This window comes from Oryzomonas japonica (assembly GCF_008802365.1).
Taxonomy (GTDB): Bacteria; Desulfobacterota; Desulfuromonadia; order Geobacterales; family Pseudopelobacteraceae; genus Oryzomonas; species Oryzomonas japonica.
Window position 1 is genome coordinate 561160 of the sequence record NZ_VZQZ01000001.1, and the last position, 12081, is coordinate 573240.

Consider the following 12081-nt stretch of genomic DNA (forward strand, 5'->3'; position numbering starts at 1 on the left):
CAAAAAAATACATCCCGTTGTCTTCACAGGTCGATGCCCCTGGAGCCGCACCGGGCAGTTTACCTCGTTTCGTACTCCTTGAGCTTCCGGTAGAGCGTGGCCAGGCCGATATTCAGTTCCTCCGCGGCCCGTGCCTTGTTGTCGCCAACGGCGTGCAGCACCCCCAGGATATAGTCGCGCTCTATTTCATCCAGAGGACGAATGCAGCCCGAGACCACCGGTTTCAATGACAGGGCCCGCAACTCGCATGGCAGGTCGGCGATATCGATTTGATTGCCCTGGCACAAGGCAACGGCATACTCGACGGCGTTCTGCAGTTCCCGGACATTGCCCGGCCATTCGTAACGGAGCAGCTGAGCGGCGGCGCTCGGAGTGAACCCGGTTATGTCGCACCCTTGATTGCGAGTGATCTTATTGAGGTAAAAACGCGCCAAGGGAAGGATGTCTTCAGAGCGCTCGCGCAGTGGGGGGACCCGCACCTCGATCACTCTCAGGCGATAATAAAGATCCTGGCGAAAATGCCCGGCGTTCAGCTCGTCGGTCAGGTTGCGATTCGTGGCGGCCACGACCCGCACGTCGATGGCGCGGGACCTGTTCTCGCCCACCCGCCGCACCTCCCGCTCCTGGAGGGCGCGCAGCAGCTTGACCTGCATGGCCGGGGACACCTCGCCGATCTCATCCAGGAACAGCGTGCCGCCGGTAGCCGCCTCGAAGAGCCCCAGACGGTCCTTGTCCGCCCCGGTAAATGCCCCCTTCGCATGGCCGAACAGCTCGCTCTCCAGCAGCGTTTCCGTGAGCGCGCCGCAGTTTACGGCCACAAATGGCCGGGATACCCGCGCCGATTGGTCATGTATGAAACGGGCCATGCGCTCCTTGCCGACGCCGCTATCCCCGGTTATGAGCACCGAAGAGTCGACCTTGGCGACACGCCGGGCGATGTCCACCACATCCCGCATCGCCTGGCTCCGGGCCATGATGAACGGGGAGGTGTCTTCCACGCCCTCGAGAAACTCGAGCTGCTCTTGCCGCCTCTTCAGTCGTTTTTCCGTACAACGTAGTTTGTCGCTCAACTCCTTCAAGATTGCCGAAGAGGATTCCATCCGATAATAGAGAAGATGGGGTTCGATCTCCGTCCCCCATTTTTCTTTGAAACGCCCCACAACGTGGCATGCGGCATCCCCCTTGCCGCAGCACCGGTCTTCGATGAAATACACCTCCCGGCCTTCTATATGGGACACAAACCCGCTGGCGTAGCCGACCAGCGTCCAGCAAACCGGTTCCTCCGCCCGCCCGATATGCAGAAGATGCTGCTCGGCTTCGTAGCTGTCATCCCATGTCGAGTCGACCAGCGGTTCGTCGCCTTCCCCATTGGTTCGTATGTTGAGCGTGACATTGACCAGGCCTGTCAATGAATGGAACTTCGGTCCCGCTTTTCCCCGTGCATCCCGCCATACCTCCGGGAAGGTCGATTGGATGTTCTCGGCAGCCCGCCAGCCGTAGGCATAGCCGAAGCGGGTGAGAATACTCCGCGCGGCGAACGTTCCCAAGGTATCGATCAGCTCCTTGCGGAGCAGTCCCATGGCGGCAGCATCGAACAGAAGCGCTCTTTGTCCCATGAGCTGTATCACCCCACCCTTGGGGTCGAACGAAAGCAGCTCACGCAGGTCCAGACTCTCAATCTTCATGACGCCCCCCACGTTTTTTCATAATGATAAACCCTGTATCAAAACGAGAAATCCCTGTCTATGTATACATTTACAAAGTCAATAATAACATATTGTTACATTTTTCTAACAAATGGCATGGCGGATGCTACGTCCGTGTGACGACCAGAAACCAACTCTTGGAGCACGCGTACGGCGGATAACCATCCCGCAACCGCCGCAACGGTTGGGAGCCATTAAGACAAAGGAGGTGAAGGGGATGAACAAACTGAAACTGGGAACATGCGCTGCTGCGCTTATCGCGGGCGTTATCCTCATGTCGGCCGGTGCGCAAGCGCACGAACTTTCCGGCAAGCATGCCAGGGAGGGGCTGAAATGCGTCGATTGTCACAAGGTGGACAAGCCGGTCTCGGCAGCGACGCCGGATGCCTGCATGGAGTGCCATGGCGATTATGGCAAGGTTGCAGCCCTGACCAAGTCCTTGCACGCCAATCCGCACGATTCCCACCTGGGACAACTCGCCTGTACCAAGTGCCACGGCATACACAAACCGAGCGAGATCGTATGCCTGGAGTGCCATAGCGAGTTTGAGTTCAAACTAAAATAATAAACTATTAATTATCGTATTCCAAATTATTTGATCGTGTTCGAGATGACAGGTGCCGGATTCGGGGTGAAGACAAGAGATCAGGGTGCCCTTAAGGGGCATACCACACCACACGAGGAGGAAGCAATGAAGGGATTTTTCGGAAAGATTGGCTTGGCGTTGGCACTGGTGACAGCCATGGCTGTACCGGCTCTGGCGGAAAAAACCATGGACACCGATGTTGCCATCATCGGGGCAGGCACATCGGGCCTGGCCGCCGCCGTCCAGGCGCTGCAGGGCGGGGCCAAGGTCATTGTCCTTGAGAAGCAGCCCAAGGTCGGCGGTACCGGTAGCTTCTGCGAAGGGGTCTTCGCAGCAGAGAGCAAGATTCAGAAACGTATCGGCATTGACGTGTCCAAATCCTTCGCCTTCAAACTCATCATGAATTACAGCCACTGGAAGGCGAACGGCGCGCTGGCCAAGGCCTTTGTGGACAAGTCGGCCGAAACCATCGACTGGCTCGATGATCTGGGTGTCAAGATCGAGTATGTGGGGGTTGGCGGTTTTGGCGGTCCTCTGACCTGGCATGTCATCGCCCCCGGCCCGGACTTGGTCAAAGATCCACGTGATTTCCATTGCCAGAGGATGATCAACGTCTTCAACAAATACGTCCTCGACCATGGCGGCAAAATCCTCCTTGAGACCCCGGGCACGGAGCTTATCACCGAGAATGGCAAGGTAGTCGGCGTCGTAGCCAAGGACAAATCCGGCGAAAAGATCAGAATCAACGCCAAAGCAGTTGTGGTCGCTACCGGCGGTTTTGCCAACAACAAGGAGATGATGAAAAAATATGTGAAGGATTATCCTGACGTCATCCCGGTTGGTCAAATAGGCAAAGACGGCGACGGCATCAGGATGTCCGAAGCGGTTGGCGCCTCCCTCGAAGGCATGTCCACCGTCCAGGCGTACCGCCCCGGACTGGCCGGCTTCCACCCGGCGGACCAGATGATCGCCCTGGCTGTTCAGCCCTATTTTTGGGTGACCCCACGCGGCGAACGCTACACCGACGAATCCAGCATCGAATACTGGCCCTATGCCGGTAATGCGCTGACCAGGGTTGGCGGCACGACATACGCCATCTACGACGATGCCACGCGGAAGTTTGCCGTTGAAAAGGGCATTGAAATGCCCCTGGGCGAATGGGTTCTCCAGGGGACCAAGCTTACCAAGTGGGAAGATGCCTTCAACAAGGAACTGGCCCGCAAACGGGGCAATGTATTCAAGGCCAATACCATCGAAGACCTTGCCAAGCAGCTCGGCATGGACGCGGCCGTCTTGAAAGCCAGCGTCGAGAAAATGAACAAGGCCGCCGCAACCCGTGAGGATACCGAATTCAACAAGCAGGCCAAGTTCCTCCGCCCGGTCGCCACTCCTCCCTTCTATGCAACCAAACTCCTGCCCCGCCACCTTGGTACGCTGGGCGGCGTCAAGGTGACGGCCGAGGCTGAAGCCGTCAACACCAAGGGCGTCCCCATCCCCGGCCTGTACGCCGTCGGCACCGATTCCGGCGGTATGTACGGCGACAGCTATGACCTGTTGCTCGGCGGCGGTACCGCCGGCTATGCCATCAATTCCGGCCGGATCGCTGCTGAAAATGCCCTGAAATACGCAGGTATCACCAAATAACACCTCTGCTTCGGCTCCCCCTCCCCACTGGGGGAAGAGGGGAGTCTGAGCAGACGGCATGGATTATTTGTGGTGCATATTACTCGTGTAGACCCAATTGGCGCCAGCCAATCGGTAAAATGAGCATAAGGAGACAAGAATGAAGAGAGGTATGATCGGAGTGGTAGCTTTTGGTGCGGCGGTGGCGCTTGCGGTTCCCGCCATGGCCATCGACTTTAGCGGGTACGGCGCCATCAGGCTGGGGACCTTCTGGCAACAGAACCAGTACTACAATGCTGCGGGTGCCAAAAGAAGCGACAGCGACTTCAGCCTTGACCTGATGGGCGACAGTCTGGTCGGCGTGCGCGCCAAGGAAGGCGACTTCTCCGCAGTCGCGGAACTCGGCGCCTACAACCCCAAGGCGTACTCGAAAGGCCTTGAACTCCGTCTGCTGTTCGGCGAATGGAATTTCGGCAACGGCAAGCTGCGCATCGGCAGGACCCCCAGCCCCTATGTCTACCGCACCCAGCAGGTATGGGACAGCGACGGCGGTTTCAACGCTTACGGCTCCCTGTGGGACGGCCGTTATGCAAATATCAAGCTGACCATGAACAACGGCTTCTACTTTACCCTCATGCAGCCGAGGGTCGGCGCCCAGGCCAACAACACCGGCAACGTCACAAGTAGCGACGCCACTGCCGCCGCCTCGCAAACCGGGAACCTCTATCCCACCGCGGCTTACACCAACTATAACACCATAATGCCAAAGATTGTAACCGGTTACGAGGGCAAGCTGGACAGGTGGACCTATGGCGGCGGCGTGGCCTACAATATGTACAACGTGGAGACATACGCTACGGCAACGGCCAATCCTGTCAAAACGGACATCCACTCCTACTTGGTCTTTTTCCACGGCAAGATCGATCTGGCGCCGGTGGAGCTGTCCTATAACGTTTTTACCGGCCGCAACCTGGGCGATCTGATGAGCACTGCCGCCAGCGCCTATGTCACGAGCGGCGCCAACCCCAACGGTGCCGGCACCGGCGCATATTATGATGTCACCAACAAAGCAAACGCCTACAGCTACGGTGGCTGGGGCCAGGTCGGCTATACCGTGAACGACAAACTCAAGCTCTATGCCGGCGCATCCTATGTCGCGGACGACAACCGCAAGACCCACGCCGACGAGCGCCTGGCCACCTTCGTCAATGCCCAGTACCAAGTCAGCAAGAATTTCAAGATCGTGCCTGAAATAGACTTCATGAATGACATGACCAGCACGACCGGTGCAAAAGAACCCAGAACATTCGTCGCCGGCGCCAAATGGGAAATGGCCTTTTAACACCACCACAAGGCTCGCCTCAAGGGCCTCCTTCATGTTATGGGGGGGAGCAGTCCCCCCCACGTTTTCACGGGCAGCCGGGCTCGCGGGTCAGCTCCCGTTGCGGTTCGAGTATCTGGACATCAAACGCTTGTATGGACCGATGCCTGCCATGTCCAGGTCCCGGTTCCGCATCCAGTCCGCCATGCGGCAGAGAGACCATACAGCCACCATCGTCCCGGCTGTCCAAAAGGAGAACAGGTATGTTACCGACACTACGGGCACCTTTCTTTGTACTCGCCTTGTTCCTGCTGATTCCCGTCCTGAACGCTTCGGCGGCCGTTAATGAGGCGCTGGTTCGTGATTTCGCGCCGGTTTCGGGATACGTCGTCCAGCCGGCCGGGAGCGAGTTCATCATCGATCTGGATGCGCGGCAGCAGATTGCCGTCGGCGACATCTTCAGCGTCGTGACCCCCGGTGAAAAGATTGTCCACCCGGTGACGCGGGAGGTGCTCGGAACCCAGGATACCGTGAAAGGCATCTTGCAGGTCACCCGCATCAAGGGGGGCTACTCCTATTGCCGCCCCCTCGGGTCCGTATCCGCCATCCGGAATGGAGACGTCATTCGCCGGTTCCAGAATATCGATGTTGATTTCTGGGACTATACCGGCCACGGGGAACAACTCTTCAAGGAATTACGCGCGGCTCTGCCCCAGCTCCCATGGCAAGGCTATGCGGCATCCCAGAAGAACAGGCCTGCAACCCCGGCTCTTCCTCCGGGAAGGCCTCCCGCCCTCTACTTCGTCCTTACCAGCCTGGGGTTGGATGTACGCTCGTCCGATTTCGAAATTATCCATAGGTATCCTGTTTTCGACCTGTACCAGGCCCGAACCGCTCCGGCTTTGGCCATTGAGCCGACATCGGTGACGCAGGACACCGCCATGATCAGCCGCGGACCGGACCCGGGCTCGAAAACCTACTGGACCAGCCCGCCTATGAAGGGGATGCCGGTCGGCGTGGAAACGGGAGATTTCGATGGGGACGGCAAGCAGGAGATTGCGGTGGCCTTCGGCGACAGGATAGAAATCTACCGCCTGACCGGTCACGATTATCAACAACTGGCCACGGTCCCACTCGGCGCCGCGATCAGGGCCTATCATCTCGATGGGGTCGACCTGAAGGGAAACGGCCGGCCGCAACTCTTCGTTTCAGCCGTCACAAACGCCGGGAACCTGTCGGGCGTCATCATCGAATCGCAGGACCGCCAGTACCGCATCACCCGGAAAGACATCCCCTGGCACCTGCGCCGCTTGACAATGCCGGGCGAGGGCCTTGTCCTGCTTGCCCAGAAGATGGGGCTCCAGGGGCGTGAATTCGCCGGCCCCATCTTCCGGGTCAAACTGGCCGGCGGCGAGCTCGTTGAAGGCCCGACGGTGGACGTGCCCTCTAAAACGAATCTGTACGCTTTTGCCCTCCTTCCCACCAAAGGGCGGAACCTGTTCGCCTGTCTCGGAGATGACGGCTATCTGAATATCGTCACGCCGGACGGCCGGATAGTGGGAAGCAGCGTCGACAGGATGGGGGGGAGTGAATCGTACCTGGAGATGAACGAAGAGGTATCGAGTGGGGGAGAAAGCCGGATTTCATACATCCCTGCCCGCATCGAGGTGAATGAAAACGGGGAAATCCTGGTTCCGGTCAACAGCGGTTTCAGCCTGCTCTCGCGCGTGCGGGTGTTTTCGAAATCGGAGATGAAAGCCATGACGTGGGACGGCTCGACCCTGCGCGAGGCATGGCACTCGACGCAGGAAAAGAGCTACGTGGCCGACTTTCGCCTGGCGGATGCGAATAACCGGGGAGTCAAGGCGCTTGTGACCGCTGTTGCCTTTCCCGATTACAGCCCTTTTTCGACTCGCAGGGCGGTACTGCACGTATACGAGCTCCCCTGAATCCGATATGTGCGGTGATCTGCGCCCAAGGTCGCGGCATCGGCTGGTGGAATCAGGCGCCCGTCGGATTCGGCTGTTAACCGGCACCACCGGGAAGATGGTTGGCCTGCAGATTGTGGAACGGAGCCCCCATGGAAATCCCGCCACCGGGACCAGCAGCCGCTCCATGAGGACCAAACGGGAAAACGGGGCCACCTGCTGGCAAACCTGTAAGACGAGGACGTGGCATGGAAGTTCAAAATAACCATCGATTCAAGAGACAGCTTAAGACCATGAACAATGATTCACGCATGCCGAGTAGGGGGATGACCGTCAGCGACAGCCGCTACCGGAACATCGTCGGTCGACTGGATGCCATGTCTGAACAGCTTTTGCATAAGCCGGATAAAGATCTTGGAGCGGACGTTGACCGGCTGCTGGACACCATGATGGAGCATATCGATAGCGAGAATGGTTACATGAGGATGGTGGGCTTTCCCCAAGCCGTACAGCACGGTCTCCACCACCAGTTCATCTGCGCCAGGACGGCCGAATTGCATTTCCGCATCAGCAAGGGGCAGGAGATAACGCCCGAAGAGTTGAGCAAGGTGCGCCTGCTCTGGATGGAGCACATCCATGTCCATGACCGGGCTTTCGAAGTGTTCCTGGCTGGGTAGTGCCCGGGCGGCTAGTCGTGGGGAGTAAGCCCCCCACTTTTTAGACTGCTTCGGAAAGAGTGACGACCATGGCACGCTCATTAGTAGCCTTGCGCGGCGCTGATTTCGAGTCGTGCCCCATATATCGCCACAGGAACGAATAAAAAAGCGCATTGCAAGAAAAGGAACGACGACCATGAAGACCCGTAACCTGTTCCGGGGCCTGTTCCTGATCAACTTCGCCATTACCCTGGGTTTCGGCATCGCCGACGCCTTCTTCTCCATGTACGTCTTCAGCCTGGGGGCCAGGGGCCTCCTCCTGGGGCTGCCCCTGGTATTCTACTCCCTCTCCAAGGTCCTCTTCAGCCCCTTCATGGGCGCCTGGTCCGATCGGATCGGACGCAGAAAGATCGCTGCAATAAGCCTCGGCCTCTACCTGTTCGTCTCGGTCTGCTATTTCTTCACCACCAGCCTGCCCCTGATCACGGTCCTGCGCCTGCTCCAGGGGATCGGTTGCGCCATGTTCCGGCCGGTGGTGGTTTCCCTGGTGAGCGATTGCAGCTCCGCCAGGAAGCGGGCCACGGTCATGGGGACCTTTGACATGTCCTTCTACGGCGCCTTGAGCGTGGGACCGGTTATCGGCGGCATCCTGAAAGACCTGTGGGGCTTCAGGGGGATCTTCGCCACCCTGGCCCTGTTGTGCATCCTGGCGCTGGCAGTGGCCTTGGTCTGCATCCCTGCCCAGAGGGTCGCGCCGCGGCAAACGGGGCCCGGCGAAAGGGGGCGCTTCCGGGACATCCTGGACGTGACCCGCCACAGCACCCTGCGGGGCCTTCTGGCCTTCATCTTCGGCCGGGCCTGCGGCATCTCCCTCCTGGGCGCCTTCCTGCCGATCATGCTCACCACCCGGCTGGGGCTGAACGGCACCCGGACCGGCCTGGTCATGGCCTCCACAAGCCTGGTGATGACCCTGCTCCTGCGCCCTGTGGGCATGCTTTCCGACAGAGCCCCGCGCAAATCCCTGGTGGTGGTGGGGGGTACCATCGTCTCGCTGCTTTACTTCCTGATACCGGTTGCGGTTGGATTCTCCCAGATACTCATTCTGGGGGTGGGGATCGGCCTGTTCAGCGTCCTGTCCCAACCCGCCAGCACGGCGCTGTTGGTGGAGGAGGGGAGCCGCCATGGCATGGGGCTGACGATCGGAACCTTCAACGCCGTGCTCAATCTGGGGTTTGTCTCTGGGCCGCTACTTGGTGCCGGACTCCAGAATACCCTCGGACTGACCGCCGTCTTTTACGCCGCAGGGATCATGGGGCTCGGCGCTGTGGCGATGTTTATTAAACATATTTCAGCAGAGGGAGGGCATGCAAAACAAGATATGGGACAAACAGAAGTTCGATTTTGACAAGCACGCCGGGGGGGATTTAAGAGGATGTAAGGTCGTTTGCCGAAAAAACAGTCGCTCGGCTACATCTGCGTCAAAGTCTGCGCCAGAAAATAAAAAAAAGGGGCTAGCTGATGGGCTAACCCCTTTATTTATGGTGCGCCTGGCAAGATTCGAACTTGCGACCTACGGATTCGTAGTCCGTTGCTCTATCCAGCTGAGCTACAAGCGCAAATTGATTTTCCTGAAACAAAAGGGCCGGTACCCTCTGGAAAGTAATGGTGCCCAGGGACGGAATCGAACCGCCGACACGAGGATTTTCAGTCCTCTGCTCTACCGACTGAGCTACCTGGGCGAAAAAGGATTTTTTATATACCCCGATTTGATTCGAACTGTCAATGAAAAACTGCCCTTTGTCGGGCCTGCCTCACATTATTTCTCTTCGGCCCGCTGAACCCGGATGGGAACGTAGTTGCAGAAGGGCTCTTCCTCCATGTAATCTCCGTGCACCGCATCCGCCCTGGCCCGGCACCCGCCGCAGACATTGATGTATTCGCATTGCCCGCACTTGCCCTTGTAAGCTTTGAAGTTGCGGAGATTCTGGAAAATTTCTGAATTCTCCCAGATCTCGCGGAACGGGGTCTGCTTGACGTTCCCGGCGACACGATGGAAGTAGGAACAGGGCTTGACATTGCCGAAGCAGTCGATCAGGCAGATGGTCTGGGCGGCGATGCACCCCTTGCCGCCGCCGGTGGAAAACGTCAGGGAGCGCCGTTCAAACTTGAGCCCCTCCGCTTTGGCTTTCTGGGGAACGATCCGGTAGTAATGGGGGGCGCAGGTCGGCCGCATGAGGATGTCGTCTTCGTTCTTTTCCTGCTGATAATGCCAGTCAAGGATCTCCTCGTAGTCCTCCTTGGAGATCAACTCGTTCATAATCGCTTCGCCGCGGCCGGTGGGGACGATCATGAACATGTACCAGGCGGTTGCCCCCAACGATTTGGCCAGCTTGAACGTATCGGCAATGTCATGCTGATTGCGCTTGGTAAAGGATGAGTTGATCAGGAATTTCTGGCCGTTGCGGCGGAAGATCTCGGCCGCGCGGATAACCCCCTCGAACGAACCGGGGCACTGGCGAAAGTTGTCGTGAATTTCCGGCGTTGATCCGTCCAGGGACAGTGACACCATCTTTATGTCGGCCTTTTTCATCTTCTGGCAAATCTCGTCGGTTACCAGGGCGCCGTTGCTGGCCATGCACATGCGCAGGCCCAGGGATGTCCCGAACTCTGCGAGTTCAAAGATATCCGGCCTCAAGAGCGGCTCGCCGCCGGAGAGTACTATGACCGGTTTGGAGAATGCGGCGATTTCGGACAGCAGTTTTTTCCCCTCATCCGTCGTGAAGTCGCCTTCCGATGAGGTCATGTCCGAAGAGCAGCGGCAGTGCACGCAGCGCAGATTGCATTTCTGCGTGGTTTCCCAGGCGATCCATTTGGGTACAAATTCCTCGCGCATAAGGCTCCCGTCTCAAAGAATAGGGCGCCCATTCGTGACGCCCATTCAAGACTTTACCGCGAATGGGCGTGTAAACTCAAGGATAATTGTTGGAGAGCCGTTTGTTTGCCAGGCGGCGTATATGGGTACTCCCCGTTTTTTAATAAACTTGAAAGGGCCCACCAATTCTGTTATACAAAAGCCTATTAACCAGATACGTGCAATTCTACCTGAATTTCTACGGGTAAATGCAAGGAGCGAGGCATGTCCACTCCGCAGATGGTCATGTACGACGAAGAGTTTCAGGAGATCAACGAGGTTATCGGCAGACTTCTGAAAGAGGCGAATGCCAAGGTTATCTTTTTGGTGGACAAAAACGGCCAGCTCATTTCCGGTGTGGGTGAGACCGAGCGTTTTGATACGACATCGCTGGCCTCGCTTACTGCCGGCAATATCGCTGCAACGGGCGGCCTCGCCAAGCTGATCGGTGAAAAGGAATTCTCGATCCTTTTCCATGAGGGCGAGAAGGATAATCTGCACATATCGATCGTCGGCGGCAGGGTGATCCTGGTCGTGTTGTTCGACAGCCGCTCATCCCTCGGGCTGGTCCGGCTGCGGGTGAAAAAGTCTTCGGAAGAGCTCTCAGGCATTTTTGAAAAATTACTCAAAAAAGCAGAAGATAAGGAAAAGCGCGGGGTTTCTGATTTTCCCTTTGCCGAGATCACTGATGATGATATTGATAGCCTTTTCAGCTAACGTTTTGAGGTAAGCTAGCAATGTCCTTTATCAACTACGCCTCCCGCGAGATTAATTGCAAGATCGTCTACTACGGTCCGGGCTTGTGCGGTAAGACCACGAATCTTCAGTATATTTATCAAAAAACCGCCCCGGACGCCAAGGGCAAGATGATCAGCCTCGCAACCGAGACGGAGCGGACGCTTTTCTTTGATTTTCTGCCGTTGGCCCTGGGTGAGATACGGGGCTTTAAAACCCGTTTTCATCTTTACACCGTTCCGGGGCAGGTTTTCTATGATGCATCGCGCAAGTTGATCCTGAAGGGGGTCGACGGCGTTGTCTTTGTGGCCGACTCACAGGAAGAGCGCATGGATGCCAATGTGGAATCCCTGGATAACCTGCGGTTCAACCTCAAGGAACAGGGGTATGATCTTGATAAGCTCCCCTATGTTGTCCAGTACAATAAGCGCGATCTGGACAATATCGTGAGTATTGAAGAGTTGCGTCGCGAAATCAATCCAACGAATGTCCCTGAATTCACGGGGTGCGCTACAACCGGTGAGGGGGTATTCGAGACCCTCAAGGCGGTGGCAAAGTTGATCCTGATTGACTTGAAAAAAGGTAAGTAACACTAGCGAGACACTATCATTCAGG

The 12081-nt window shown here is 57.4% G+C and carries 10 protein-coding genes and 2 tRNA genes; 8 read left to right on the forward strand and 4 right to left on the reverse strand.

What is annotated here, in order from left to right:
* Nucleotides 1-59: 59 nt before the first annotated feature.
* On the reverse strand, nucleotides 60-1685 hold the full coding sequence (locus tag F6V25_RS02525; RefSeq protein WP_151126901.1) for a sigma-54-dependent Fis family transcriptional regulator: 1626 nt from the start codon (nucleotides 1683-1685) through the stop codon (nucleotides 60-62).
* A 238-nt stretch (nucleotides 1686-1923) separates the two neighbouring features.
* Here F6V25_RS02525 and F6V25_RS02530 point away from each other — a divergent pair, with 238 nt between their 5' ends.
* The 6 genes from F6V25_RS02530 to F6V25_RS02555 all read left to right on the forward strand — a co-directional run bounded on the left by F6V25_RS02530 (nucleotide 1924) and on the right by F6V25_RS02555 (nucleotide 9225).
* Nucleotides 1924-2271: a cytochrome c3 family protein gene (locus tag F6V25_RS02530; RefSeq protein ID WP_151126903.1), complete on the forward strand. Its 348-nt coding sequence runs from the start codon at nucleotides 1924-1926 to the stop codon at nucleotides 2269-2271.
* A 126-nt stretch (nucleotides 2272-2397) separates the two neighbouring features.
* Nucleotides 2398-3936, forward strand: coding sequence for an FAD-dependent oxidoreductase (locus F6V25_RS02535; RefSeq protein ID WP_151126905.1), 1539 nt, complete (start codon nucleotides 2398-2400; stop codon nucleotides 3934-3936).
* A gap of 139 nt (nucleotides 3937-4075) precedes the next feature.
* On the forward strand, nucleotides 4076-5257 hold the full coding sequence (locus F6V25_RS02540; protein ID WP_151126907.1) for a hypothetical protein: 1182 nt from the start codon (nucleotides 4076-4078) through the stop codon (nucleotides 5255-5257).
* 242 nt (nucleotides 5258-5499) lie between these two features.
* Nucleotides 5500-7185 carry an FG-GAP repeat domain-containing protein gene (locus tag F6V25_RS02545; protein WP_151126909.1) on the forward strand — a complete coding sequence of 562 codons (1686 nt, stop codon included), beginning with the start codon at nucleotides 5500-5502 and terminating at the stop codon, nucleotides 7183-7185.
* A gap of 272 nt (nucleotides 7186-7457) precedes the next feature.
* Nucleotides 7458-7841 carry a hemerythrin domain-containing protein gene (locus F6V25_RS02550; RefSeq protein WP_151126912.1) on the forward strand — a complete coding sequence of 128 codons (384 nt, stop codon included), beginning with the start codon at nucleotides 7458-7460 and terminating at the stop codon, nucleotides 7839-7841.
* A gap of 175 nt (nucleotides 7842-8016) precedes the next feature.
* Complete coding sequence (locus F6V25_RS02555) at nucleotides 8017-9225, forward strand: MFS transporter (RefSeq protein ID WP_151126914.1); 1209 nt, start codon at nucleotides 8017-8019, stop codon at nucleotides 9223-9225.
* Between the two features lie 134 nt (nucleotides 9226-9359).
* Here F6V25_RS02555 and F6V25_RS02560 read toward each other — a convergent pair.
* The 3 genes from F6V25_RS02560 to F6V25_RS02570 form a co-directional block, all read right to left on the reverse strand.
* A tRNA-Arg gene (locus tag F6V25_RS02560) sits at nucleotides 9360-9436 on the reverse strand.
* Between the two features lie 47 nt (nucleotides 9437-9483).
* Nucleotides 9484-9559: transfer RNA gene (locus tag F6V25_RS02565), tRNA-Phe, on the reverse strand.
* A 77-nt stretch (nucleotides 9560-9636) separates the two neighbouring features.
* Nucleotides 9637-10713, reverse strand: a complete 1077-nt coding sequence (locus F6V25_RS02570) for a radical SAM/SPASM domain-containing protein (protein WP_151126916.1) — start codon at nucleotides 10711-10713, stop codon at nucleotides 9637-9639.
* 243 nt (nucleotides 10714-10956) lie between these two features.
* On the opposite strand from F6V25_RS02570, the gene F6V25_RS02575 reads away from it, so the two are divergent.
* Both F6V25_RS02575 and F6V25_RS02580 read left to right on the forward strand, forming a co-directional pair.
* The gene (locus tag F6V25_RS02575; protein WP_151126918.1) at nucleotides 10957-11448 is read left to right on the forward strand and encodes a roadblock/LC7 domain-containing protein; all 492 of its coding nucleotides are present in this window, start codon (nucleotides 10957-10959) and stop codon (nucleotides 11446-11448) included.
* Between the two features lie 20 nt (nucleotides 11449-11468).
* A complete protein-coding gene (locus tag F6V25_RS02580; RefSeq protein ID WP_149306904.1) occupies nucleotides 11469-12056 on the forward strand; it encodes a GTP-binding protein in 588 nt (195 codons plus the stop codon).
* Nucleotides 12057-12081 lie beyond the last annotated feature (25 nt).